At 73.6% G+C, this 25,461-nt stretch carries 22 protein-coding genes and 2 pseudogenes; 18 read left to right on the top strand and 6 right to left on the bottom strand.

Annotation, left to right across the window (positions count from 1 at the left end; all coding sequences use genetic code 11):
- Window positions 1–194: 194 nt before the first annotated feature.
- Window positions 195–428: a DUF2530 domain-containing protein gene (locus tag ACLQ2V_RS06610; RefSeq protein WP_425717744.1), complete on the bottom strand. Its 234-nt coding sequence runs from the start codon at window positions 426–428 to the stop codon at window positions 195–197.
- Between the two features lie 136 nt (window positions 429–564).
- Here ACLQ2V_RS06610 and ACLQ2V_RS06605 point away from each other — a divergent pair, with 136 nt between their 5' ends.
- The 6 genes and pseudogenes from ACLQ2V_RS06605 to ACLQ2V_RS06580 form a co-directional block, all read left to right on the top strand.
- Complete coding sequence (locus ACLQ2V_RS06605) at window positions 565–2,043, top strand: NCS2 family permease (RefSeq protein ID WP_425717462.1); 1,479 nt, start codon at window positions 565–567, stop codon at window positions 2,041–2,043.
- A 128-nt stretch (window positions 2,044–2,171) separates the two neighbouring features.
- Entirely contained in the window at window positions 2,172–2,621 is a 450-nt protein-coding gene (locus tag ACLQ2V_RS06600; RefSeq protein ID WP_425717461.1) for a MarR family winged helix-turn-helix transcriptional regulator, read from the top strand.
- 64 nt (window positions 2,622–2,685) lie between these two features.
- Window positions 2,686–3,966: an MFS transporter gene (locus ACLQ2V_RS06595; protein WP_425717460.1), complete on the top strand. Its 1,281-nt coding sequence runs from the start codon at window positions 2,686–2,688 to the stop codon at window positions 3,964–3,966.
- A 91-nt stretch (window positions 3,967–4,057) separates the two neighbouring features.
- Window positions 4,058–4,567, top strand: coding sequence for a hypothetical protein (locus tag ACLQ2V_RS06590; RefSeq protein WP_425717459.1), 510 nt, complete (start codon window positions 4,058–4,060; stop codon window positions 4,565–4,567).
- A gap of 18 nt (window positions 4,568–4,585) precedes the next feature.
- Window positions 4,586–4,783, top strand: a pseudogene (locus ACLQ2V_RS06585) (2'-5' RNA ligase family protein); the annotation flags it as partial.
- A gap of 171 nt (window positions 4,784–4,954) precedes the next feature.
- Window positions 4,955–5,377 (top strand): annotated as a pseudogene (locus ACLQ2V_RS06580) (2'-5' RNA ligase family protein); the annotation flags it as partial.
- A 76-nt stretch (window positions 5,378–5,453) separates the two neighbouring features.
- Here ACLQ2V_RS06580 and ACLQ2V_RS06575 read toward each other — a convergent pair.
- From ACLQ2V_RS06575 to ACLQ2V_RS06560, 4 genes are all read right to left on the bottom strand, one after another.
- Window positions 5,454–6,440 (bottom strand): aldo/keto reductase, encoded by a 987-nt coding sequence (locus ACLQ2V_RS06575; RefSeq protein WP_425717458.1) that lies wholly within the window; start codon window positions 6,438–6,440, stop codon window positions 5,454–5,456.
- A gap of 626 nt (window positions 6,441–7,066) precedes the next feature.
- Window positions 7,067–8,158, bottom strand: coding sequence for a septation protein SepH (gene sepH / locus ACLQ2V_RS06570; protein ID WP_425717457.1), 1,092 nt, complete (start codon window positions 8,156–8,158; stop codon window positions 7,067–7,069).
- 185 nt (window positions 8,159–8,343) lie between these two features.
- Entirely contained in the window at window positions 8,344–9,471 is a 1,128-nt protein-coding gene (serC, locus tag ACLQ2V_RS06565; protein WP_425717456.1) for a phosphoserine transaminase, read from the bottom strand.
- A 318-nt stretch (window positions 9,472–9,789) separates the two neighbouring features.
- Entirely contained in the window at window positions 9,790–10,896 is a 1,107-nt protein-coding gene (locus ACLQ2V_RS06560; protein WP_425717455.1) for a citrate synthase 2, read from the bottom strand.
- A 246-nt stretch (window positions 10,897–11,142) separates the two neighbouring features.
- Here ACLQ2V_RS06560 and pdxH point away from each other — a divergent pair, with 246 nt between their 5' ends.
- The 7 genes from pdxH (at window position 11,143) to ACLQ2V_RS06525 (ending at window position 17,369) form a co-directional block, all read left to right on the top strand.
- A complete protein-coding gene (pdxH, locus tag ACLQ2V_RS06555) occupies window positions 11,143–11,832 on the top strand; it encodes a pyridoxamine 5'-phosphate oxidase (protein WP_425717743.1) in 690 nt (229 codons plus the stop codon).
- Entirely contained in the window at window positions 11,829–13,130 is a 1,302-nt protein-coding gene (locus ACLQ2V_RS06550) for an MFS transporter (protein ID WP_425717454.1), read from the top strand. Before pdxH ends, ACLQ2V_RS06550 begins: the two co-directional genes overlap by 4 nt.
- Window positions 13,131–13,140: 10 nt before the next feature.
- The gene (locus ACLQ2V_RS06545) at window positions 13,141–14,070 is read left to right on the top strand and encodes an aldose 1-epimerase family protein (protein ID WP_425717453.1); all 930 of its coding nucleotides are present in this window, start codon (window positions 13,141–13,143) and stop codon (window positions 14,068–14,070) included.
- Window positions 14,071–14,110: 40 nt separating this feature from the next.
- Window positions 14,111–14,713, top strand: a complete 603-nt coding sequence (locus ACLQ2V_RS06540; RefSeq protein ID WP_425717452.1) for a nitroreductase family protein — start codon at window positions 14,111–14,113, stop codon at window positions 14,711–14,713.
- Window positions 14,714–14,936: 223 nt separating this feature from the next.
- Window positions 14,937–15,242 carry a type II toxin-antitoxin system VapB family antitoxin gene (locus ACLQ2V_RS06535; protein ID WP_425717451.1) on the top strand — a complete coding sequence of 102 codons (306 nt, stop codon included), beginning with the start codon at window positions 14,937–14,939 and terminating at the stop codon, window positions 15,240–15,242.
- Window positions 15,243–15,306: 64 nt separating this feature from the next.
- Window positions 15,307–16,476, top strand: a complete 1,170-nt coding sequence (locus ACLQ2V_RS06530; protein ID WP_425717450.1) for an acyl-CoA dehydrogenase family protein — start codon at window positions 15,307–15,309, stop codon at window positions 16,474–16,476.
- Between the two features lie 155 nt (window positions 16,477–16,631).
- Window positions 16,632–17,369 carry a DUF4230 domain-containing protein gene (locus tag ACLQ2V_RS06525; protein WP_425717449.1) on the top strand — a complete coding sequence of 246 codons (738 nt, stop codon included), beginning with the start codon at window positions 16,632–16,634 and terminating at the stop codon, window positions 17,367–17,369.
- A 78-nt stretch (window positions 17,370–17,447) separates the two neighbouring features.
- Here ACLQ2V_RS06525 and ACLQ2V_RS06520 read toward each other — a convergent pair whose 3' ends face one another.
- On the bottom strand, window positions 17,448–17,651 hold the full coding sequence (locus ACLQ2V_RS06520) for a PspC domain-containing protein (RefSeq protein ID WP_425717448.1): 204 nt from the start codon (window positions 17,649–17,651) through the stop codon (window positions 17,448–17,450).
- 325 nt (window positions 17,652–17,976) lie between these two features.
- Here ACLQ2V_RS06520 and ACLQ2V_RS06515 point away from each other — a divergent pair, with 325 nt between their 5' ends.
- Genes ACLQ2V_RS06515 through ACLQ2V_RS06495 form a run of 5 tightly spaced genes read left to right on the top strand, consistent with a single transcriptional unit; the run spans window position 17,977 to window position 25,383 of the window.
- A complete protein-coding gene (locus ACLQ2V_RS06515) occupies window positions 17,977–19,347 on the top strand; it encodes an L-serine ammonia-lyase (protein WP_425717447.1) in 1,371 nt (456 codons plus the stop codon).
- A 44-nt stretch (window positions 19,348–19,391) separates the two neighbouring features.
- Window positions 19,392–20,219, top strand: coding sequence for an ABC transporter permease (locus ACLQ2V_RS06510; protein ID WP_425717446.1), 828 nt, complete (start codon window positions 19,392–19,394; stop codon window positions 20,217–20,219).
- Window positions 20,220–20,253: 34 nt separating this feature from the next.
- Window positions 20,254–21,036 (top strand): ABC transporter ATP-binding protein, encoded by a 783-nt coding sequence (locus ACLQ2V_RS06505; RefSeq protein WP_425717445.1) that lies wholly within the window; start codon window positions 20,254–20,256, stop codon window positions 21,034–21,036.
- A complete protein-coding gene (locus ACLQ2V_RS06500; protein WP_425717444.1) occupies window positions 21,033–23,141 on the top strand; it encodes a DUF5941 domain-containing protein in 2,109 nt (702 codons plus the stop codon). Before ACLQ2V_RS06505 ends, ACLQ2V_RS06500 begins: the two co-directional genes overlap by 4 nt.
- A 16-nt stretch (window positions 23,142–23,157) precedes the next feature.
- Complete coding sequence (locus ACLQ2V_RS06495) at window positions 23,158–25,383, top strand: bifunctional glycosyltransferase/CDP-glycerol:glycerophosphate glycerophosphotransferase (RefSeq protein ID WP_425717443.1); 2,226 nt, start codon at window positions 23,158–23,160, stop codon at window positions 25,381–25,383.
- Window positions 25,384–25,461 lie beyond the last annotated feature (78 nt).

Raw genomic sequence — 25,461 nt, 5'->3', positions numbered from 1 at the left:
CCGGAGCCGGAGCCGGAAGCGGCTGTGGCGGAGGCGGCTTCGACGGAGGCGGCGGCGTCGACGGAGGCAGCGGCGGCGTCAGCGGAGCCGACCGCATCAGAGCCGGCCGGGCGCTGAGGTGCCGGCCGGGCGCTGAGGTGCCGGCCGGGCGCTGAGGTGCCGGCCGGTCAGGGAGTCGGCCGCGCGCCGGCCGGTCAGCGGTCGGTGTCGGCGGGGTGCGTCGGCGGGGCGGCCGCGCGGCGGCGACGCCGGTGTGCGTCGTGACGCATCATCACCGCCAGACCGGGGAACCCCCAGAGGAACCCGGCCAGGCACGTCCATAGCCAGTCCTGGCGGCCGTGCTCGGTGAGCCAGTCCCGAAAGAAGATCAGCAGCACCAACCCCGCCACGGCCCAGGCCACCAGCCCGGCGACCGCGAACGGCACCATCGGCGGGTCGACCGGGTCGGGTCGCGGCTGTCGCTGCTGTGGCACGGGGGCAAGCGTACGCGATCAACTCTTGGCGAGTGGCCGGTGATCTGCGACGATGCCCGCGACAACGGAAGATCACTTACGAGGACCGCTGATGGCCATTGCGCCGCCGGACAACGGCACACCACCCGATCCCGCTCACCCCCGCAACGGGTTCGATCGCTTCTTCGAGATCACCGCCCGGGGCTCGACGCCGAGCCGCGAGGTCCGGGGCGGCCTGGCGACGTTCTTCACGATGGCGTACATCGTGGTGCTCAACCCGCTGATCCTCGGCAGCGCCGTGGACGGCGACGGCAAGAAGTTGGCCATCCCCGCGTTGGCCGCCGCGACGGCGCTGGTCGCCGGCCTGATGACCATTCTGATGGGGGTCGTCGGCCGGTTCCCGATGGCGCTGGCGGCGGGCCTGGGCGTCAACGCGCTGGTGGCGTACGAGATCGCACCCGAGATGACCTGGGCCGACGCGATGGGCCTGGTGGTGATCGAGGGTGTGCTCATCGCGATCCTGGTGCTCACCGGCCTGCGTACGGCGGTGTTCCGGTCGGTGCCCACCCAGCTCAAGACGGCCATCGGCGTCGGCATCGGGCTCTTCCTGACCATCATCGGCCTGGTGGACGCCGGCTTCGTGCGGCGGATCCCGGACGCGGCCAACACCACCGTCCCCGTGGGGCTCGGGATCAACGGCAAGATCGTCAGCTGGCCGATGCTGGTCTTCGTGCTGGGTCTGCTGCTGACCATCGTGCTGGTGGTCCGCCGGGTCCGGGGCGCGATCCTGATCGGCATCCTCGCCTCGACCGTGCTGGCGATCGTGGTGGAGGCGGTGGCGAACGTCGGCCCGTCCGTGGTCGACGGCAAGCCCAACCCGCACGGTTGGTCGCTGAACGTGCCGGAGCTGCCGAAGCAGGTGGTGGACCTCCCCGACCTGTCGCTGCTGGGTCAGTTCAACGTGCTGGGCTCGTGGAGCCGGGTCGGCTGGCTGATCCCGTTGATGTTCGTCTTCACGCTGCTGATCACGGACTTCTTCGACACCATGGGCACGATGGTGGCGATCGGCCAGGAGGGGGACATGCTCGACGAGCAGGGCACCCCGCCGCGTACCAAGGAGATCCTGCTGGTCGACTCGATCGCCGCCGCCGCCGGTGGCGCGGCGAGCGTGTCGAGCAACACGTCGTTCACCGAGAGCGCGGCCGGCGTCGCCGAGGGCGCCCGGACCGGGGCGGCAAACCTGGTCACCGGCGTCCTGTTCCTGCTGGCGATGTTCCTCGCGCCGCTGTCGCTGGTGGTGCCCTTCGAGGCGGCGTCGACGGCGCTGGTGGTGGTGGGCTTCCTGATGATGACCGGGGTGCGGACCATCGACTGGACCGACTACGAGATCGCCATTCCGGCGTTCCTCACCATCGCGTTCATGCCGTTCACGTACTCGATCTCCAACGGCATCGGCGCGGGCATCATCAGCTACGTGGTGATCAAGCTGGCGAAGGGGAAGGCCAAGCAGGTCCACCCCCTGCTGTACGTGGTGGCCGTGCTCTTCGTCCTCTACTACCTGCGCGGGCCGATCGAGTCGATCGTGCTCTGACCACCGCTCGTGGTCGGCTGTGGCCGGGGTGTCCTGTGCGGATACCCCGGCCACAGCGGCGCTAACGCCCTGGTGAGCATGGTCATATCGGTCGCCGCCGGGCAGACTCCTTAGTTAGGCTAACTATCGTGACGGAGCGGACGGTGACGGCGAAACGCGTGCCACCGGCGCAACTGGCCCCCCAGTTGCGGGATGCGATCACCCGGCTCAACCGGCGGGTCCGACAGGCCCGCCCGGTGGGCGACCTGACGGCCACCCAGCTCTCCGCGCTCACCAGCCTCCGGCTGGCCGGCGCGTTGACGCCCCGGGAGTTGGCCGACGTCGAACGGGTGCAACCGCCGACGATGACCAAGATCGTCGGGAAGCTGGAGGAGCGCGGCCTCGTGCGGCGTACCCCCCACCCGACCGACGGCCGGCAGGTCATCCTCTCGGCGACCGGGCAGGGTGAGGCGGTGCTCGACCAGTTCGAGCGGGCCCGCGACGAGTGGCTGACCCGCCGGCTGGCCGAGCTGACCGAGCCCGACCGGGAGACGCTGCGGCAGGCCGCCGAGATCCTGCAGCGACTCGCCCGCGCCTGACCGCGCCACCGCGCCCGCGCCGTCCGCCGTCGATGACGCGTACGACCGAGGGAGGCGCTTCAGGGTGCGGGCGAAGCTGAGCACGATGTTCCAGTCACTGCAGGTCCGAAACTACCGGCTCTTCGCGTCCGGGCAGCTGATCAAACTGGTCGGCGTCTGGATGATGTTCATCGCCCAGGACTGGCTCGTCCTCGAGCTCTCCGACGACTCCGCCACCGCGCTCGGCGTGGTCACCGCGCTCCAGTTCACCCCGGTGCTGCTGCTCACCCTGCTCTCGGGGCGGCTCGCCGACAAGTACGACAAGCGGATGCTGCTCTTCGTCGCGAACGTGTTCTGGACGGTGCTGGCGTTCGGGATGAGCCTGCTGGTGCTCAGCGGCCTGGTCCAGCTCTGGCACGTCTTCGTCTTCGCCGCCCTGCTGGGCGTCGCCAACGCGGTGGAGACCCCGGTCCGGCAGGCGTTCGTCTCCGAGCTGGTCGGCACCTCCCTGCTGCCCAACGCGCTCTCGCTCAACGCGGCCGTGTTCAACTCCGCCCGTATCGTCGGCCCGGCCGTGGCCGGCCTGGCCATCGCCGCCGTTGACGTCGGCCCGGTCTTCCTCTTCACGGCGGTCACCTCGCTGGCCCCGCTGGCGAACGTGGTCCGGATGCGCCCCGCCGAGCTGTACCGCAAGGACCTCCCGCCGGTCGGCGAGCGGGACTCCGCGAAGGTCGTCGACGGGCTGCGTTACGTCGCCCGCCGCCCCGACCTGCTGCTGCCGATGGCGCTGATGTCGGTGATCGGGATGAGCCTGTTCAACTTCCAGCTCACCCTCGCCGCGCTGGCCAAGACCGTGTTCCGCACCGGCGCGGCCTCGTTCGGGCTGTTCAGCACCGCGCTGGCCGTCGGCGCGCTGGTCGGCGCACTGGCCGGCACCGGGCGGCGCAGCCGCCCCTCGGTCTGGCTGGTGCTGGGCGCGGCGATCGGCTGCGCCGCCTTCGGCACCCTGGTCGGGCTCGTCCCGGCGTACTGGATGGTGGTGGCGTTGCTGCTGCCCGCCGGCTTCTTCATGGTGTTCTTCGCCCAGGCCGCCAACCAGCGGGTGCAGCTCGGCACCGACGCGGCGTTCCGGGGCCGGGTCATGTCGCTGTGGGTGCTGGTCTTCCTCGGCACCAACCCGGTCGGCGCGCCGGTGGTGGGCTGGGTGGCCGAGACCTACGGCGCCGGGGCGAGCATCTGGCTGGGCGGGCTTCTCTCGCTGGCCACCGCGCTCTTCGCGCTCGCCTGGCAGCTGCGCCGCTCGGGTGCCCGGTTGCGCCTGCGGATGCTCCCGATGCCCCGCTTCTACGTCGTCTCGCCCAAGTGAGGGCGATGCGGCCGGGGCCCTCCTGATATCGACCATCTCGAATATCGACAAAGCGGTGGCGGCGCGGCGCGCGACGGCTTAGCGTCGATACGTGGAGGTGGGTGGTGCGGTGGTCCTGATCCTGGCGATCGTCGCCGTCGCCTGCCTGCCCGCCGCCTTCGCCCTGCTCTTCTGCGCCGACGAGATCATCGACCGGGTCGCCTGCGGATACGCCGAGTGGCGCGAACGCCGCCGCGAACGCCGGATGATCGCCCGGCTCGACCGGGCCGTCGAGGCCGACGCGCTGACCGCCGGCGTCGACCTCACCGAGTTCGACCGACCCGACCGCCGGTCGTTGCAACAGATCGCGGCCGACCTGCGCATCTTCGCCGGGCACCGGGCCGCTCCGGGCCGCCGGGCGGCGATCTGGCACGCCGGCCTCCTCGACGCGTACGACGAGCACCTGCGCGCGGCCTGCCGGTGCCTGGGGATCACCGAGCACCTGGGCGAGCTGACCGGCGTCGACCGGCAGATCGAGCGCGTCCGCGTCGAGGGGGCGCTGCACGCCGCCGGGCTGACCCTGCCGGCCGCCCGCGCCCCGCACCGCGAACGGCACCACTGAGCGGCGACACTTGTCCCCGTGCGCCTCTTCGCCGCAGTCTTTCCGTCGCCCCACGCGGTCGCCGACCTGACCGCCGCGGTGGCCCGGCTACAGGTCGGCCGGGCTGCGGCGGCCGGCACCCCGGTCCGCCTCTGCGACCCGGCCCGCGCCCACCTCACCCTCGCCTTCCTCGGCGACGTCGACGCGAGTCGCCTGGTCGACACCGAGAGCGCCCTGGGCCTCGCCGCCGAGACGTTCCGTGGCCGGCCCGGCGCTGCGGCCCTTCCGGGCCGGCCCGGTGCTGCGGCCTTCCCGGGCCGGCCCGGTGCTGCGGCCTTCCCGGGCCGGCCCGGTGCTGCGGCCTTCCCGGGCCGGTCCGGCGGTGCTGCCTTCCCGGGGTCCGCTGAGGCGGTCGAGGGCCAGCGCGGCGCGGCGGCTGAGGGCCGGTTGGGGGAGGCGTCGCAGGGGCGGCCCGGCGAGCCGGGTGGGTCCCCGGTGTTGCGGCTCGGCGGTGGGGGCAGCTTCGGGCGGGGCCGCTTCACGGTCCTCTGGGTGGACGTGCGCGGCGAGGTCGAGTCGCTGCGGGTGCTGGCCCGGCTGGTCCGCTCCGGGCTGCGCCGGGCCCGGCTGCCGCACGACGAGAAGCCGTTCCGCCCGCACCTGACCATCGCCCGGCCCGGCGACCGGCTCGACCCCGCCGCCGTGGCCGCCGACCGGGAAGCCCTGGACGGATACCTGGGGCCGAGCTGGCCGGCCACCGAGCTGGTGTTGATCCGCAGCCACCAGGGCCCCCGACCGACGTACGACCGCCTGGCCGCCTGGCCCCTCTGAGCCGGCCCGGCCTGAGCTGAGCTGAGCTGAGTGGCCTGGTCTGGGCCGGGCCACTCAGCCGTGCGTCAGTGGGCGGTCACCAGGCCCAGGCCTCCGGGCCCGGGCCGCCCTTGCCCACCGGCGGGAAGAGCTCGTCGAGCCGGGCCAGGGCGGCGGCGTCCAGCCGGACGTCGAGCGCACCGAGCGACCGGTCGAGCTGGTCGAGGGTGCGTGGGCCGATGATCGGGGCGGTCACCCCGGGGCGGGAGAGCAGCCAGCCGAGCGCCACGTCCGCCGGGTCGTGACCGAGTTCGGCGCAGAACTTCTCGTACGCCTCGATTGTCGGCCGGTGCTCCGCCAGGCCCTCGGCGGCGCGGCCGCTGGTGCCCCGCGCGGCCCCGTTCTCGGCCATCTTGCGCAGCACCCCGGAGAGCAGCCCGCCGTGCAGCGGCGACCACGGGATGATGCCGAGGCCGTAGTGCTGGGCGGCCGGGACGACTTCCAGCTCGACGTGCCGGGTCAGCAGGTTGTAGATGGACTGCTCGGAGACGAGGCCGAGGAAGTTGCGCCGCTCGGCGGCCGTCTGGGCCTGACCGATGTGCCAACCGGCGAAGTTGGACGATCCGACGTAGATCACCTTGCCCTGGGCGACGAGGGTCTCCATCGCCTGCCAGACCTCCTCCCACGGGGTGACCCGGGAGACGTGATGCATCTGGTACAGGTCGATGACGTCGGTCTGCAGCCGGCGCAACGAGTCCTCACAGGCCCGGACGATGTGCCGGGCGCTCAGCCCCTGCTCGTTGGGCCACTCACCCATCTTGCCGTAGACCTTGGTGGCCAGGACGACCTTCTCGCGCCGGCCGCCGCCCTGGGCGAACCAGCGGCCGATGATCTGCTCGGTGAGCCCTTCGCCGGGCTGCCAGCCGTACACGTTGGCGGTGTCGAAGAAGTTGATGCCGTGTTCCAACGCCCGGTCCATCACGGTGTAGCTGTCCGGCTCGCTCGTCTGCGGCCCGAAGTTCATCGTGCCGAGGCAGAGCCGGCTCACCGACAGGCCGGTGCGTCCCAGATTCGTGTACTCCATGGACCAACCCTGCCACGAAAGGCCGGTGGGCGCTGTGGCTGCGCTGGGCCCGCGCAGCCTGCGGTGCTGTGGACGGGCCGCGCTGTGCTGGGCTGCCGTGCGTGCTGGGGCACCCCGCCTAGGGTGCCGTACTCGCTGCTTCGGGTCCCCGCTGGACAGCGGGAGCGGACTCAACCGAGGGTTGTCGATCTTTGGGTGCAGTTCCTGTCGCTACAGCGACAGGAACTGCACCCAAAGACGGCCGGGCTCCTCGCCGGAGGCGGAGGCATGGGAGGACCAGGTCTGATATGAGGTAATTGATTATTATTTGCCCGTTAGCTTCGACGGGCCTGGCCGGTCAGTGGGTGGAACGGCCGAAGACGCCGCGGCTCCGCCGGCCAAGGGACCTGGGGTGGTCCGAGGGCTGCCGGGCCAATGACCGGGCGGGCGAGTGGGGCCTACCGGCACCGGGACGGGAACCGCCACCGAGAAGACGATTGGGCCTGGCCGGGCCGCTCGTAAGCGCCGGGTCGACCACGCACGCCGTTCGTAAGCGGCGGGTGGTCCACGCCCGTCGGCGGCAGCGGGGTGGCCGCCGCCGCCGACGAAGCGGATACGTCTGTCGTCGCCGAGATGTAGCGGGTGGGTCAGGAGGACTCGCGGGCGGCCGGGCCGGTGCCGAAGAGCACGTCGTCCCAGCTCGGCAGGCGCTTACGCGGCTTGCCGGTGGAGTCCGTCGAGTCGTTCGCGCCGGCCGCCGCCGCGGCGGCAGCGGTGCCGGTGCGGCGCGGGCGCAGCACCGCCAGCGACGGCACGGCCGGGATCTCCTTCGGCGCGTCCGAGTCGTCGTCGAACGCCGAGCCTTGGCCGCCGCCGAGCAGGGCCGCTGCTCCGCCGCCGACCGGCCGGGGCCGGGGCGTCTCGCCGCCGAGCGCGGCCGGGCTGCGCGGCTCAAGGCCGCGCCCGGACGTCGAGCCGAGCGGTCGGTCCAGCGACGCGAGCAGGGCGTCACGCCCGGCGCGGATCGGGTCCCGGGCCGGACGGCCGTGCTCGCCCGCACCGGCGGGCAGCCCGTGGCCACCCCGGCCCGGCTCGACACGCGACGGGCCGGGCAGCGCGTGGCCGCCCCGCTCCGGTGCCGGCTCCTGGCCGAGGATCGGGGTGGGACGCTCGGCGCAGAGGTATTGCGCCATGTCGTCGTGGGGGGTGACGTTCTGCCGGGTCTTGTCGAGGTCCCACACCGCCTGGGCGGTGGCCTTGCCCGACGGCCAGGTGGCGATGATCCGCCAGGTGCCGTCGTCGCGGCGGTACGCGTCCCAGGAGATCTTCTCGGTGTCGATGCCGTGCTGGGCCAGCCGGCCGCTGACGACCTCGGCCAGCGGGGTCGGCTTCTCGGCACCCTTGAGGCGGGTGCGCCGGGCGTGCTGGGCGAGCATCGCCCGCTCCTGCAGCACCGGGCCGGCGTAGCGCAGCACCCGGTCGACGGGGACGCCCGCGATGCGGGCCACGTCCTCTGCGGACTCGCCGGAGCGGATCTTGGCCTGAATGTCCCGTGGGGACAGCGACGGCACCGGATCGGCGTTGTTGGGCACCACGGCGAGCGGGGGCGCGCCCGGCTCTGCGTGCAGTGCGCCGGCGATCCGCTCGTCGATGGGCAGGGCGAGCAGTCGCCCGACCTCGTCGGCGAGCACCAGAGCCTGGCCGTCCTCCGAGAGGGCGACGAAGCGTACTGGGCGCATGAGCCTTGCCTCCGTCCCGCTCCGCTGGCCGCACGCCACGAGTCGGCCACCCGGGCGTCTCGCACCACGGTACGCCCATCCGCCGGCAGGTGGGGGATGTGACACCCGCATGTTCGCGGTGGCTGCGGCAATGATCACAGTGGGTGGCCGGCCGCCGGGGCGACGGCCACCCACCGTGACGGTGGCTAGAGTCGCTCGATCACGTAGTCGATGGAGGCGGTCAGGGCCTCCACGTCGGCCGGCTCGACCGCCGGGTAGAGCGCGATCCGCAGCTGGTTGCGGCCCAGCTTCCGGTACGGCTCGGTGTCGACGATCCCGTTGGCCCGCAGCGCCTTGGCGATCGCCGTGGCGTCCACCCCGTCGGCGAAGTCGATGGTGGCGACCACGTTGGAGCGCAGCCCCGGGTCGGTGACGAACGGGGTGGCCACGGCGGAGCGCTCGGCCCAGCCGTACACGATGCCGGCGCTCTCGGCCGTGCGCTTGGCCGCCCAGGCCAGCCCGCCCTGGGAGTTCATCCAGTCGGTCTGCTCGGCGGCCAGGAAGATGGTGGCCAGCGCCGGGGTGTTGTACGTCTGCTCCAGCCGCGAATTGTCGATCGCGGTGACCAGGTCGAGGAACGCGGGGATGTACCGGCCGGAGGCCTTGATCTCGGTCGCCCGCTCCAGCGCGGCCGGCGACATCAGGGCCAGCCAGAGCCCGCCGTCGGAGGCGAAGCACTTCTGCGGGGCGAAGTAGTAGACGTCGGTCTCGGCCACGTCGACCGCGAGCCCGCCGGCCGCCGAGGTGGCGTCGACCAGCAGCAGCGAGCCGGCGTCGGCGTCGGCCACCCGGCTGATCGGCACGGCCACGCCGGTGGAGGTCTCGTTCTGCGGCAGGCCGTACGCGTCGACGCCGGCCTCGGCGACCAGCGTCGGGGCGGTGCCCGGCGCGGACTTGCGCACGGTCGGCTCGCCGAGGAACGGCGCGGCCTGGACGGACTTGGCGAACTTCGCGCCGAACTCGCCGAAGCTGGCGAACTGGGCCCGGTCCCGGATCAGGCCGAAGGTGGCGACCTCCCAGAAGGCGGTGGTGCCGCCGTTGCCGAGGATCACCTCGTACCCCTCGGGCAGGGAGTAGAACTCGGCGATGCCGCGCCGCAGCCGGGCGACCTGGTCGCGGACGGTCTTCTGCCGGTGCGAGGTGCCGAGGAAGCCGCTCGCCGCGTCGGCGAGGGCGGAGACGGCCGCCGGACGGATCTTGGACGGCCCGCAGCCGAACCGCCCGTCTTCGGGCCTGAGGTCGTCGGGAATCCGGATGGTCGGTTCGTCAGCCACGGTTGTCGAGATCCTTCCGCGTGGGTTTGGCCCGTTGTGGCCCGGCGGCGGGGCGCGTGCGCGGGCGCACGGGCGGCCCGGGAGCCGGGCCCGGTCCGGCGGCACTGCCGAGCCCTCATCCTTGCACCCGGGCCGTGCCGCACACCCCGGCGTCCCGCCGCCGGCGCTGAGGCGTGTGCCACATCGAACCGCCGCCGCCCGTCGCGCCGCCGAACGCCCGTGGAGCCGCCCGCCGCGGTCGCCGGCAGTCGGGGCACCGGCCCCGGTACGCGAAAGGGCCCCGCCGACCGGCGGGGCCCGACGCGTCGTCCGGGTGGACTACATCCCGTGCGGGATGGCGTCCCAGCCCTCGACCTCCTGCGGCTTGCGGGTGCCCGGGCCGATGTACTCGGCCGAGGGGCGGACCAGCCGCTGGAGCTTCTTCTGCTCCAGGATGTGCGCGCTCCAGCCGCCCATCCGGGCGCAGGTGAACATCGAGGTGAACATGTGCGCCGGCACCTCGGCGAAGTCCAGCACCACGGCCGACCAGAACTCGACGTTGGTGGCGAGCACCCGGTCCGGGCGGCGGGCCTTCAACTCGGCGAGGGCGGCCTTCTCCAGCGCCTCGGCGATCTCGAAGCGCGGGGCGCCCAGCTCCTTGGCGGTGCGCCGCAGCACGCGGGCGCGGGGGTCCTCGGCCCGGTAGACCCGGTGGCCGAAGCCCATCAGCCGCTCGCCCCGGTCGAGCACGCCCTTGACGTACCCCTCGGCGTCGCCGCTGCGCTCGACGGCCTCCAGCATGGTGAGCACCCGCGACGGGGCGCCGCCGTGCAGCGGCCCGGAGAGGGCCCCGATGCCGGAGGAGATGCAGGCCGCGGCGTCCGCGCCGGTGGAGGCGACGATCCGGGTGGTGAAGGTGGAGGCGTTCAGGCCGTGCTCGGCGGCCGAGATGAAGTACGCGTCGACGGCCTTGACGTGTCGGGGGTCGGGCTCGCCGCGCCAGCGCTTCATGAAGCGCTCGACGATCGTCTCGGCCTTGTCGATCTCCTTCTGCGGCACGGCCGGCAGCCCCAGCCCACGGGCGGACTGGGCGACGAAGGACAGCGCGGTGACCGAGACCCGGGCCAGGTCCTCGCGGGCCTGCTCGTCGGAGATGTCGAGCAGCTGGTTGAGCCCCCAGTACGGGGCGAGCATGGCGACCGCGGACTGCACGTCGACCCGGATGTCGCCGGAGTGCACGGGCACCGGGAACGGCTCGGCCGGCGGCAGCCCCGGCCCGAAGCGCCCGTCGACGAGCAGCGCCCACACGTTGCCGAAGGAGACCTGGCCGATCAGGTCCTCGATGTCCACGCCGCGATAGCGCAGCGCGCCCCCCGCCTTGTCCGGTTCGGCGATCTGGGTCTCGAAGGCGACGACGCCCTCCAGCCCGGGTTTGAAGTCGGCCATGTCGATCTCTCCTGGATCTGCTCGATGCGCCCGCCTGGGCTCAGCCGGGCCGGCCGGTCGAGCGCCTTAGGCGATCCTCAGGGATGTGTTCGTGACATCTTGCCTGGTGGGTAATCGACCGCGCGACCCACAGCGACTGTGCTGCACGCGACATCCCCGCCGGTGGACGTCCGTGGGGCGTCGGTGAGACTGGGCGGTGCGGGGGGTGGCCAGGGTGCGGAGGCGACCGCCCCGGCGAGGGGGAGACTGACTGTGACGGGTGACACACCGATGCCGGCGGCGATGCGTCACGAGTACGCCGCCGACCTCGGCCTTTCCGAGGCGGGGCTGGCCGGCGACTGGCACACCCAGTTCGCGCGCTGGTTCGCCGACGCCGTGGCCGCCGCCGCGCTGACCGAGCCGAACGCGATGGTGGTCGGCACCGCCGACGCCACCGGGCGACCCAGCGGCCGCACCGTCCTGCTCAAGGCCTACGACCCGCAGGGCTTCGTCTTCTTCACCAACCACGGCTCCCGCAAGGGCGTCGAGGCGCTGGCCAACCCGTACGCCAGCCTGGTCTTCGCCTGGCTGCCGTTGCACCGGCAGGTGGTGGTGGCCGGCCGGATCGAGCCGGTGGACCGGGCCGAGACCGAGGCGTACTTCGCCAGCCGGCCGCGCGGCTCGCAGCTCGGCGCGTGGGCCAGCGCCCAGTCCCGGGTCATCGCCGACCGGGCCGCGCTGGAGGCCGGCTACCGGGCGGCGGCGCAGCGCTTCGCCGACGTGGAGTCGATCCCCGCCCCGCCGCACTGGGGCGGGCTGCGGGTGCGCCCCGAGACGGTGGAGTTCTGGCAGGGCCGGGCCAGTCGGCTGCACGACCGGCTGCGGTTCCGCCGCACCGGGGCGTCGCCCGGCCGGGCCGACGACGGCGGGTGGGTCGTGGAGCGGCTGGCACCGTGACCGCCGTCAAGGAGACCGGGGCGCGCGGGCTGCGCCGCTGGGCGATCGACGTGCGCCCGCTCGGCGTGCCCGAGTACCGGCGGGTGTGGCTCGGCAACGGCGTGGCCATGTTCGGCTTCCAGTTCACCGCGGTCGCCGTGCCGGTGGAGATGTACGCGCTGACCGGCGGCTCGCTCTGGGTGGGGCTGCTCGGCATCGCCGGGTTCCTGCCGCTGCTGGTCTTCGGGCTCTGGGGCGGGGCGGTCGCCGACGCCCTGGACCGCCGCCGGGTGCTGCTGGCCGGCGGGGCGCTGCTCTGGGCGTCGACGCTCGCCCTGCTGGTGCAGGCCCTGCTGCGGGTGGGCAGCCCGGTGCTGCTGCTGACCCTGGTGGCGGTGCAGTCCACCGCCTTCGCGATCACGTCGCCGACCCGCAGCGCGATCCTGCCCCGGCTGGTGCCGACGCACCTGGTGTCGGCCGCCAGCACGCTCAACTTCACCACCCACACCGCCGCCTCGGTCTTCGGGCCGCTGGCCGCCGGGCTGATCTTCGCCGCCTGGGGCACCGAGGTCGGCCTGCCGGTGGCGTACGCGGCGGACGCCCTGTTCTTCACCGTCTCGCTCTGGGCGACGTTCCGGCTGCCGGCGCTGCGCCCGGAGCCCGACCCGGACGCCACCGCGCCCGCGCGGGCGGGGCTGCGCAGCATCGTGGACGGTTTCCGCTACCTCGCCGCGACGCCCGTGCTGCTGCTCTCGTTCGTCATCGACCTGATCGCCATGGTGCTGGCCATGCCCCGGGCGCTCTTCCCGGAGATGGCCCAGGAACGCTTCGGCGGCGGCGCGGCGGTCGGCTGGCTCTACAGCGCGATCGCCATCGGGTCGATGCTCGGCGGGCTCACCTCCGGCTGGATCGGCCGGCTGCGCCGGCAGGGCCTGGCGCTGGTCCTGGCCGTGGTCGGCTGGGGAATCGCCATCGCCGCCGCCGGCCTGGCCCGCCAGCTCTGGCTGGTGGTGGGGCTGCTCGCCCTGGCCGGCGCGGCCGACCTGGTCAGCGCCGTGCTGCGCCAGACGATGCTGTTGGTGTACGCGCCGGACCGGATGCGCGGCCGGCTCCAGGGGGTCAACACGGTGGTCGTCGCGGGCGGGCCCCGCCTCGGCGACCTGCGGGCGGGGGCGATGGCCGCCGCGATGGGCACGGGCGTGGCCTGGGTGGGCGGCGGCCTGGCCGCGGCGGTGCTGGCGGTGCTGCTGGTGGCGGTCTTCCCGGCCCTGCGCCGCTACCGCGCCGCGAGTGCCCCGCCCAGCGGGGCGAACGGCTAGGGTCACCGGCATGCCGAACGTCGCATCGCGCCCGCTCTCGGGCGCCCAGTGGACCATTTCCGCAGCCGGCCACGAGGCCGTCGTCGTGGAGGTGGGCGGCGGGTTGCGCAGCTACCGGCACGACGGGACCGACTACCTCGACGGGTACGAGCCGGACGAGCTCTGCCCCGGCGGGGCCGGGCAGGTGCTGGCGCCCTGGCCGAACCGGATCCGCGACGGGCAGTACGCCTTCGGCGGGCAGTCGTTGCAGCTCACGCTGACCGAGCCGACCCGGAGCAACGCCCTCCACGGCCTGGTCAACTGGGTGCGCTGGCACCTCATCGCCCAGGACGACGACGCGGTGACCGTCGGCTACGACCTGCCCGCACAGCCCGGCTACCCCTGGCCGCTGCGGCTGCGCACCCGGTACGCCGTCGGGGCGGACGGACTGTGCGTCGAGCACGAGGCGACCAACGTCGGCGCGGAGCCCTGCCCCTTCGGCTACTCGATGCACCCGTACCTGCGGTTGCCCGGGGTGGCCGTGGACGACCTGGCGTTGCGGGTGCCCGCAGAGCTGCGGGTGCTGGTGGACGGTCGGCTGCTGCCGATCGGCGCTGCCCCGGTCGCCGGCACCGACTTCGACTACACCCGCCCGCGCCGCATCGGCGACGCCGTGCTCGACATGGCGTTCGGCGACGTGCTGCGCGACGCCGACGGCGGTTCCTCGGTGACCCTGGCCGCCCCGGACGACGCCGCCGCCGTGCACGTCTGGGCCGACCGCGAGTTCGGCTGGTGGCAGGTCTTCACCGGGGACACCCTGCAGGGGGAGCGGCACCGGCGGTCGGTGGCCGTCGAGCCGATGACCTGCCCGCCGGACGCGTTCCGCTCCGGCAAGGACGTCATCACGCTGGAGCCGGGGGACACCTGGCGGGGCGTGTGGGGCATCCGGCCCGGCGGCTGACCGGGCCGGCACGAGGGCCCGAGGGCACGAGGGGAGCGGCATGGAATTCGCCGAGGTGCTCCGGCGCCGCCGGATGGTGCGCAACTACGACCCGGACCGCCCGGTCCCGCCCGACGTGGTGCAGCGGTTGCTCGACCACGCCGTCCGGGCCCCGTCGGCCGGGTTCGCCCAGGGCTGGGGGTTCCTGGTGCTGGACGCCCCGGCCGACCGGGAGCGGTTCTGGGCGGTGGCCACCCCGGGCGGCGGTGGGCGCGAGCGGTGGCTGACCGGGATGCGCCGGGCCCCGCTGATCGTCGTGCCGCACGCCAACCGCTCGGCCTACCTGGAGCGCTACGCCGAGCCGGACAAGGGCTGGGCGGACCGTTCGACGGAGCGCTGGCCGGTGCCGTACTGGTACGTCGACACCGGCTTCGCCGCGCTGCTGATGCTGCTCACCGCGGTCGACGAGGGGCTGGGGGCGTGCTTCTTCGGCATCCCGCCGCAGCGCCTCGACGCGTACCGGGAGGCGTTCGGGGTGCCGCAGGAATACCATCCGATCGGCGCGATCACGGTCGGTTACCGGGCGCCGGACCACCGTTCGCCGTCGCTGCGGCGGGGGCGTCGCCCGGTCGACGAGGTGGTCCACCGTGGCCGCTGGGGCTGACCGCCCGCCGCTGCGGTAGGCCCCGCCCGATCTCACGGCCGCTCGCCCGATTCGAGTGGCCCGCCGGGGGTACGGACGGTGCAGGGGCCGCCACGAGGGAGTCGAACGCGGTGTGGTGCGTGCGGCTACGCTGGCATGGTCGTCGTGCCGCCACGCGGTGCCGTGCCGCGTCCAGCAGCGGGGGCGGTCGGTCGGAGTGGTCCGGAAAGGGGAGCGTGTCGTCGTGATCTTCAGAGCGGTTCGGGACGGGCGTCCCTACCCGGATCACAATCTGACGCTCAAGCAGTGGTCGGAGATCCCGCCGCGCCCGTTGCGGCTCGACCAGTTGATCACCACCAAGCGCGAGTTGGCGCTGGACAAGCTCCTCGCCGAGGACTCCACCTTCTACGGTGACCTCTTCCCGCACGTGGTGCAGTGGAACGGCGGGCTCTACCTGGAGGACGGGCTGCACCGGGCGCTGCGCGCCGCCCTCCAGCAGCGCAACCAGATCCACGCCCGGGTGCTGCCGCTCAGCGACCAGGCCGACTGACGGCCGAAGTGGTCGCGTCGTCGGGGTCGACGCCGGCACCTGAGGATTCGTTAGGGTGGCAGGCATGAGTCCCGCCTCGCCGTTCGACCTGCTGGACCTGGGCGCCCTGCTCGACGAAGAGGAGCGGCAGGTCCAGGCCGTCGTCCGCCGGCTCGTCGCCGACCGGGTCCGCCCGCACGTCGCCGAGTGGTACGAGCAGGGCCACGTCCCGGTCCGGGAGCTGGCCCGCGAGTTCGGCGCGCTCGGCCTGCTCGGCATGCACCTGACCGGGTACGGCTGCGCCGGCTCCTCCGCCGTCGCGTACGGGCTGGCCTGCCTGGAGCTGGAGGCCGGCGACTCCGGCGTGCGCTCCCTGGTCTCCGTGCAGGGCTCCCTGGCGATGTACGCGATCTGGCGCTACGGCAGCGAGGAGCAGAAGCGGCGCTGGCTGCCCCCGATGGCCGCCGGCGAGGCGATCGGCTGCTTCGGGCTGACCGAGCCGGACCACGGCTCCGACCCGGCGTCGATGGCCACCCGCGCCCGCCGCGACGGCGGCGACTGGGTGCTGCACGGCGGCAAGATGTGGATCACCAACGCGCCGGTCGCCGACGTCGCGGTGATCTGGGCCCGCACCGACGAGGGGGTGCGCGGTTTCGCCGTACCCATGGAGACCCCCGGGGTGTCGGTGCGCGAGATCCGGCGCAAGATGTCGCTGCGCGCCTCCGCGACCGGCGAGATCTCCCTCGACGAGGTCCGGCTCCCGGCGGACGCCCTGCTCCCCGACGCCGCCGGGCTCAAGGCCCCGCTGAGCTGCCTCACCGAGGCCCGGCACGGCATCGTCTGGGGTGCGCTCGGCGCGGCCCGCGACTGCCTGGAGACCACCCTGGCGTACGCGACCAGCCGCACCCAGTTCGGCCGGCCGCTGGCCGGCTTCCAGCTCACCCAGGCCAAGCTCGCCGACATGGCCGTCGAGTGGCAGAAGGGCCTGCTGCTGGCGCTGCACCTGGGCCGGCTCGCCGACGCCGGCAAGCTGCGCCCCGAGCAGGTCAGCGTCGGGAAGCTGAACAACGTCCGGGAGGCGTTGGCCATCGCCCGGCAGTGCCGCACGATCCTCGGGGCGAACGGCGTCTCGGGGGAGTACCCGGTGATGCGGCACGCCAACAACCTGGAGAGCGTGCTCACCTACGAGGGCACCTCCGAGATCCACCAGCTGGTCATCGGGCAGCGGCTCACCGGCCTCTCGGCGTTCGCCTGACCTGGCACGACGACCGCCTCGGCGCCGCAGGGCACGCCCCCGCGCGGCGCGACAGGTGCGGATCGCCGGGCGCTTGCCGCGCGCGTGTCGCACCGGGGCCGTACCGTCATCGGCAGACGATGTGTCCGATCGAGGATGGTCGAGGATGGTGAGCGATGTCCCCTGACGGTGAGGTCGACCGGCCGGTTCCGCAGGGCTACTCCGAGCGGGACCTGCGGGGTCCTGCCGAGCCCGCCCCCTCCCGTGGTCCCTCCGGGGCCGCGCGAGGGCTGCTGATGGTGCTCGGCGTCGCGGCGCTGGCCGTGGTGGTGTTGCTCGGGGCGCAGGCCACGGGGGTCTTCCCGGACTTCCGCAACCCCTTCACCAAGGAGCAGACCAACCGCAGCCAGCCGCCGCTGCTCAAGTCGATCCAGGACCTCAGCCGCTACGTCGCGGCCGAGGGCAACTTCCAGGTCGTGGTCGACCTGCAGAACGACCGGAAGAACGTGCCGGAGTTCCTGCTCAACCAGCGCACCCTCTTCGTCGGCGCGGGCAGCGTCCAGGCGTACGTCGACTTCGGCAAGATCGCCGAGGGGGCGCTGACGGTGTCGCCGGACGGGAAGTCCGTCGAGGTGAAGCTCCCCGCGCCGCAGCTCGACCAGACCAACCTGGACCTGGAGAAGAGCTACGTCGTGTCGGAGCAGCGGGGCCTGCTCAACCGGGTCAACGACCTGGTCAAGGGCGATCCGAACCGTCAGCAGCAGGTCTACCGGATGGCCGAGGAGCGGATCACCACGGCCGCGCGGGACAGCGGCCTGCAGGCCCGCGCCGAGGAGAACACCCGCAAGATGCTGGAGGGCCTGCTCCGCTCCCTGGGATACGAAAAGGTCACGGTCACCTACACCGCCCCCTGACCGGGTGCGACCACCACGGCGAAGCGCCCGCCCCCGAACTTGCGGGGCGGGCGCTTGGCAGTTGACGGGCGGGTGGGGTCAGTAGCGGGCGGCGTAGCGGTCCTCGTTCGGCATCAGCACCCAGAGCACCAGGTAGACGATCACCTGGGTGCCGGGCAGCAGCAGCGACAGCAGGAACAGGAACCGGATCATGCCGGCGGACGTGTTGAACCGGCGAGCCAGGCCCACGCAGACCCCGGCGAGCATGCGCCCCTCGCGGGGCCGGACCAGTTTGCGACTCATCGTCGTCTCCCACTCTGCGGCGTACCCGCCGCCTCTGCACTCCACGGTAGGGGCGCGGTGCCAACCCGCCCTGCGTTTCGAGGGGGATTGCACCGGCCCGTACCTGTTGCGTACCCGGGCGGCCCCGCCCTGACTCCCCAGGTCCCACCCGTTCCCCCGGTCCACCCGCTCCCCAGGTCCCACGCGTGAGGTGGGGGGTGCCTGAGCTGGGCGGGTATCGTCGACGGTCGGGCCGTCCGCACCCAGACCGGCGGTGGGACGCCCCACCTCGACCGGCGCAGCCGCGATCCGGCCGCGCGGCGGGGACGACGGCGAGGACGTACACATGATCAGTGTTTTCGATCTCTTCAGCGTGGGCATCGGGCCGTCCAGCTCGCACACGGTGGGGCCGATGCGGGCCGCCCGGATGTTCGTCGCCGGGCTCAAGGCCGACGGGCTGCTGGCCGAGACGACCCGGGTGCGGGCCGAGTTGTTCGGCTCGCTCGGCGCCACCGGCCACGGCCACGGCAGCGACCGGGCGGTGCTGCTCGGGCTGGAGGGGGAGGCCCCGGAGGCGGTCGACACCGACACCGTGGGGCCCCGGGTGGCCCGGATCCGCGCCGACCGGCGGCTCAGCCTGCTCGGCGCGCAGGAGATCGACTTCGACCCGGACCGGGACCTGGTGCTGCACCGGCGGCGGTCGCTGCCGTACCACCCGAACGGGATGGTCTTCACCGCGTACGACGTCGACGGCGCGCAGGCGCGCGAGCGGACGTACTACTCGGTCGGCGGCGGGTTCGTGGTCGACGAGGCGGCGGCCGGGGCGGACCGGATCGTGGCCGACGCCACCGCGGTCCGGCACCCGTTCGGCACCGGGGCGGAGCTGCTGGCGGTCAGCGCCGGCAACGGGCTGTCGATCAGCGAGGTGATGCTCGCCAACGAGTGCTCCCGGCGCACCGAGGGCGAGGTGCGGGCGGGGCTGCTGGGGATCTGGCGGGCGATGCGCGAGTGCGTGGAGCGGGGCTGCGAGCGCGACGGCGTACTCCCCGGGGGGTTGAAGGTCCGGCGGCGCGCGGCGGAGCTGCGGCGCAGCCTGGAGGCGGACACCGGGACCGCCGACCCGCTGCGGGTGATGGACTGGGTGACGCTCTTCGCGCTGGCGGTCAACGAGGAGAACGCGGCCGGCGGCCGGGTGGTCACCGCCCCGACCAACGGCGCGGCCGGGATCATCCCGGCGGTGCTGCACTACTACACCCGGTTCGTGCCGGGGACGTCCGAGGAGGGCGTGGTCCGGTTCCTGCTGGCGGCCGGCGCGATCGGCGTGCTGTTCAAGGAGAACGCGTCGATCTCCGGGGCCGAGGTGGGCTGCCAGGGCGAGGTCGGCTCGGCCTGCTCGATGGCGGCCGCCGGGCTGGCCGAGGCGCTGGGCGGCACCCCGGAGCAGGTGGAGAACGCCGCCGAGATCGGCATGGAGCACAACCTCGGGCTGACCTGCGACCCGGTCGGTGGCCTGGTGCAGATCCCCTGCATCGAGCGGAACGCGGTGGCTAGCATCAAGGCGATCACCGCCGCCCGGCTGGCGCTGCGCGGCGACGGGGTGCACCACGTCTCGCTGGACAAGGTGATCAAGACGATGCGCGAGACCGGCGCCGACATGAAGGTCAAGTACAAGGAGACGGCGCGGGGCGGCCTGGCCGTCAACGTGATCGAGTGCTGAGCGCCGAGGAGACGTGATCGAGTGCTGAGCGCCGAGGAGGCGAGGTGACATCGGCCGTCGGGGCGCTCTGGGCGCGCCGCAACGCGCTGCGCATCCTCGTCCGGCGCGACCTCGCGGTGAAGTACCGGCAGTCGGTGCTCGGGTACCTCTGGTCGCTGATCGAGCCGCTGGGGATGAGCGCGATCTACTGGTTCGTCTTCGGGGTGCTCTACTCCCGCGACACCAGCCGGCACCTCGGGGAGGCCGCCGGGTCGTACCCGTTGTTCCTGATCACCGGGATCTTCGCCTGGATGTGGGCCAGCTCGGCGCTGACCGAGGCGACGACCGCGCTCACCGGGCAGGCCCGGTTGATCACCACGATGAACGTCCCGCGTCAGGTCTTCCCGATCGGCCGGATCGTCGGCCGGTTCGCCGAGTACGCCGCCGGGCTGCCGATCCTGGTCGCCATCGCCGTGCTCTACGCGGCGCGGGGCGAGGTGCGCCCCGGCTGGTCGATGTTGGCCCTGCCGCTGGCCGTGGCCGTGCAGGCGGTGCTGCTGGCCGGCCTGGCGCTGCTGCTGTCGGCGGTCAACGTGCTGATGCGTGACGTCGAGCGGTTCATGCGGCTGGTCATCCGGCTGCTCTTCTACGCCACCCCGATCATCTACCCGCTCAGCCTGGTGCGGGAGTCGGGGATGCCGGGCTGGGTGAAGGCCGCGTACGAGCTGAACCCGCTGGTCGGCATCTTCCAGCTGCACCACGCGGTCTGGTATCCGGGCCAGTTCCCGGACGCCCGGCTGCTGGCCGGCACGGTCGCGGTCAGCGTGCTGGTGCTGGTGACCGGCTGGTGGGCGTTCCGCCGGCTGGAACCGGCCGTGCTCAAGGAGCTGTGATGACGACGGTGGCGACGACGCGCGGGGGGCGGTGATGGCGGAGCCGATCATCTCCGCCGAAGGGCTGGGCATCCGCTTCGTGCGCAACCGGCGGCGACAACTGCGGCTGCGCGAGTTCTTCATCCGCCCGCCGGGCCGCGCCGCCGACGAAGGCCGCTCCGCCGACAAAGGCCGCTCCGCCGACGACGGGCGGTTCTGGCCGCTGCGGGACGTGTCGTTCGACGTCGCCGCCGGGGAGACCGTCGGCGTGGTCGGGCGCAACGGCACCGGCAAGAGCACCCTGCTGCGGCTGATCGCCGGGGTGCTGATCCCCGACGAGGGGAGCATCCGGGTCCGGGGCGACGTCGCGCCCCTGCTGGAACTCTCCGCCGGCTTCTCCAACGACCTGACCGGGCGGGAGAACCTGTACCTCGTCGGCGGGCTGCACGGGCTGTCGCACGGCTACCTGCGGCGGCACTTCGACGAGATCGTCTCCTTCGCCGGTGAGCAGGTCGAACGGTCCATCGACACGGTGGTGCGGCACTACTCGTCGGGGATGAAGGTGCGGCTGGGGTTCGCCATCATCGCCCACCTGCCCCACCCCGTACTGCTGATGGACGAGGTGACTGCGGTCGGGGACGCCGAGTTCCGCAAGAAGTGCTATGCGACGATCGACCGATTGCTGCGGGAGGGACGCACACTGGTGCTGGTGTCACACAACGAAAAGGATCTGACCCGTTTCTGCCGTCGGGGGTTGTACCTCGACGCCGGACGGCTCACCGTCGACGGGACGATCGCCGAGGCGATCGACGCCTACCACACCGCGGTTCCGCGGTGACGCTCGTGATCGTGCTCGCCGCCGGTGCGCCGGCCGCGAGCCTGCCGACCCGGGCCGGGGCGACGCTCGCCGACCGGCTCGCCGACCAGTGGCACCGGGCCGGGGCGACCCAGGTGCGCCACGCCGCCGACCTGACGGAGGTGGCGGCCCTGGCGGACGCCGCCGACGGCCCGGTGATCGTCAGCGGGGCGGACCTGGTGGCGCACACCGCCGTACTGCGGCACCTGGCCACCAGCCCGGTCGGGCCGACGGTGGCCCTGGTGCTCACCGACCCGCCGGCCGCCGGCCGGGCCGTGGTCCGCGAGGAGCGCGGCCAACTGGTCGCCGCCGCCGTGACCGGCCAGCCGGCGGGGCCGCCAACCGGCCAGTCGGCCGGGCAGTCGGCCGGAGATCCGGCCGGGCAGTCGGCGAATGATCCGGCCGGGTTGCTCGACGGCGAGCCGACCGGGGTCTTCGGCGGCGCGCTGCGGGTGGGGCGCGCCGACCTGCCGACCCTGGCCGAGGCGGCCCGCGCCGCCGCCGCCCGCTCGGCGGCCGCCCGGCTGATGGCCGGCCCGGAGGCCGGGGGGCAGGGACCGGCCGGGCCCGCCGTGGACCGGCTCCTCGCCGGCCTCACCGCGCGCGGCACGCTGATCTTCGCCCACCGGGTACGCCTGCTGGTCGCCCACCGGGTCGTCGACCCGGCCGGGCTGGCCGCCGCCGAGGACGCCCTCAGCGGGGTGGACGAGGACCGGGCGGAGCTGCGGCTCTCGGTGAAGGAGCGGGACGACTTCTTCACCACGTACTTCGTCAGCACCTGGTCGCCGTACGTGACGAAGTGGTCGGCGCGGCTGCGGCTGACCCCGACCGGGGTCACCGCGATCTCGGTGCTCTTCGCGGTGGCCGCCGCGGTGCTCTTCGGCGTCGGCGGCCGGCCGGCGCTGGTGGCCGGCGCGGTCCTGCTCTACCTGGGCTTCATGCTGGACTGCGTGGACGGGCAACTCGCCCGCTACACCCGCAACTTCAGCGCCTGGGGCGGCTGGCTGGACACCATGGCCGACCGGGCGAAGGAGTACGTGGTCTACGCCGGCCTCGGCTACGGGGCGACGGCCGCCGGGTTCCGGTACGGCTGGGCGCTGGCCGTGGCCGCGATGACGTTGCAGACCGTCCGGCACATGACCGACACCTGGTACGGGGTGCTGCACGACGAGGCGGCCCGCCGGCCGAAGGCGGCCGGCACCGGCGGTGGCGGGATCGGCGACAAGCTGAACGCCGCGTCGACGCGGGTGCAGGCCGACACGGGTTCGCTGTCGTACTGGCTGAAGCGGACGGTGGTGTTCCCGATCGGGGAGCGGTGGGCGCTGATCGCGCTGGCCGTGGCGTTCTTCAGCCCGCTGGTCGCCCTGGTCGCGGTGCTGACCTGGGGGGTGCTGGCGTTCGCGTACACGGGGGCGTTGCGGACCCTGCGGGCCCGCTGGATGCGGGTGCCGGTGCTGGGCACGGTCGACGCCACCTTGCACCGCGACGACGGGCCGCTCGCGGCCCGGCTGCCGGCGCTGCGGGCGGGTGGCCCGCTGGTCCTCGCGGTGCTCGCCGCCCTCGGCCCGGCGGTGCTGCTGGTCGCGGCCGGGCTGCGCGAGCGCGCCGACGGTGACCCCGGCGGGCTGCGCTGGGCGGTGCCGGTGGCGCTGCTGGTGCTGCTGGTCGCCGGCCTGGGGGCGCGAGCGGGGCACGACGGCCCGCTGGACTGGCTGGTCCCGGCGGCGCTGCGGGCGGGGGAATACCTCTTCGCCGTCGCGGTCGGCGTGGTCGGCGGCGTCCCGGCCTGGGTCGTCTTCGGGTACGTCTTCGTGCTCACCCTGCACCACTACGACCTGACGGCCCGGCTGGAGAAGCGGCAGGCGGCCCCGCCGCTGCACCCGTGGACGCTGGGCTGGGAGGGGCGCTCGGTGCTGCTGACCGTGGCGGCAATTGCCGGCTTCGCGGCGGTGGGGATGGCTACACTCGGTACGTACCTGTTCGTGGTTTTCGTCGGGAGTGTGGTCCTGGCCTGGGTCGTCCTGCCGGCCCGCGCCCGACGGGCCGTGGAGGTCCCGGCCGGCGGAGGCGTCCGCCAGCCGAGCTGACGTGGGGGGCCGGCCGATGACGCTGATCAGCTTCGTCGTGCCGGCCTACCGGGTGCAGGCCTACCTGGGCGAATGCGTCGACTCGATCCTCGGCCAGCCCTTCGACGACGTCGAGGTCATCGGCGTCGACGACCACTCGCCCGACGGCAGCGGCGACATCCTGACCGAGTACGCGGCCCGCGACCACCGGGTCCGCGCGCTGCGGCTGCCCCGCAACGTCGGCCTCGGCGCGGCCCGCAACGCCGGGCTGGACGTGGCCTGCGGCGAGTACGTCTGGTTCCTCGACGGCGACGACTGGCTCGCCCCGGACTGCCTGATCGAGGTGGCCGCCCGGCTCCGGGCCACCCGCCCCGACGTGCTCCTCGTCGACCACGTCCGGGTGCGCTGGAACGAGCGGGCCACCCGCAGCGCGATGCGCGACGTCTTCCCCACCCCGCCCGATCCGGCGGCGACCTTTCGGCTGCGGGAGCGGCCGGAGACGCTGCGGCTGCTGCACACCGCCTGGAACCGGCTGGTCCGCCGGGACTTCCTCACCGCCCTGGGGCTGCGCTTCGAACCCGGCTGGTACGAGGACGTGCCCTTCAGCTACCCGGTGCTGCTGGCCGCCGAGCGGATCGGGGTGCTGGACCGGGTCTGCGTGAACTACCGGCAGCGCCGGGTCGGGGCGATCACCCGCACCCGGGGGGACCGGCACTTCGAGGTCTTCGACCAGTGGCACCGGGTGTTCCGCTGGCTCGACGAGCGCGCCCCGGGCCCCATCCTCGACGACCTGCGGCCGGTGCTCTTCGAGCGGATGATCTGGCACTACCTGACCGTGCTCGGCAACGGCGAGCGGATCGCCCCCGAGCTGCGGCCCGCCTTCTTCGCCCAGATCACCGCCGATCACGCCCGCTGGCTGCCGCCCGGCGGCTACCCCGCCCCGGAGGGCGTGGAGGGGCTCAAGCACCGGCTGGTCGCCGCCGGCCGGTGGCGGACCTTCAGCGCGCTGCGCGCCGCCAACCGGGCGCGCGACGGCGTGCGGCGGCGCGTCCGCCGGGCCAAGCCGGTGCTGCGGCGCAACGCCAGGCGGGGCCGCGACGCGCTGCTGCGCGAGTACTACCGGGCCCAACTGCGCCGGCCGCTCGACCCGGACCTGGCCGTCTACGCCGCCTACTGGTATCGCGGCTACGCCTGCAACCCGGCCGCGATCTACGAGGCGGCCCGCCGGCTCGCGCCGAGGGTGCGCGGGGTGTGGATCGTCCGCCGGGACGCCGTCGACGCCCTGCCGCCGGGCATCGAGTACGTGGTGGCCGGCACCCGCGAGTACCACCGGGTGCTGGCCCGCGCCACCTGGCTGGTCAACAACGTCAACTTCCCCGACTTCGTACGCAAGCGGCCCGGCTCGGTGCACGTGCAGACCCACCACGGCACCCCGGTCAAGGTGATGGGGCTGGACCAGCAGCGCTACCCCGTCGGCGCGGTGGGGATGGACTTCGCCAAGCTGCTGCGCCGGGTGGACCGCTGGGACTACAGCATCACCTCGAACAGCTTCTCCACCCGGATGTGGGAGCGGGCGTACCCGGCGGCGTACACCACCCTGGAGGTGGGCTACCCGCGCAACGACCGGCTGGTCACCGCGACCCCCGACGAGGTACGCGAGGTGCGCGCCGGCCTGGGCATCGCCCCCGGCGACCGGGTGGTGCTCTACGCCCCCACCCACCGGGAGCACCTGCCCGGCTACCGGCCCCCGTTCGACCCGGGGGTGCTGCTGGACGTGCTCGGCCCGACCGGCCGGCTGCTCATGCGCAGCCACTACTTCCACGACCGGGGCCGCCGGCCGGCCACGGGCGGCCCGCCGGACGACGCCCCCGGCGGGCTCCGGCTGCTCGACGTCAGCGGCCACCCCCGGGTCGAGGACCTCTACCTCGCCGCCGACGTGCTGGTCACCGACTACTCGTCGGCGATGTTCGACTACGCCGTGCTGGACCGCCCGATCGTCGTCTACGCCCCCGACTGGGTGGCGTACCGGCTGGCCCGGGGCGTCTACCTGGACCTGCTGGCCGAGCCGCCCGGCGCGGTGACGACCAGCTTCCCCGGCCTGCTCGACCTGTTCCGTTCCGGCGCGGTCGACGCCCCCGCCGCGACGGAGGCCCGGCGGCGGTTCCGGGCCCGTTTCTGCGCCCTGGACGACGGCCACGCCGCCGAGCGGGTGGTCCGCCGGGTGTTCCTTGACCGCCCCGCCCGGCCCGGCCAGTCGAGGTAATAAATCTGTCACGGGGCGAACATCAAACTTTTACCTGATGCGCGCAGGCCATGACCCTGGTCACAGTCATTCATTCGG

It is taken from the genome of Micromonospora sp. DT233 (assembly GCF_049841815.1).
Classification (GTDB): domain Bacteria; phylum Actinomycetota; class Actinomycetes; order Mycobacteriales; family Micromonosporaceae; genus Micromonospora.
This window is presented reverse-complemented; position numbering and strand designations above follow the sequence as displayed.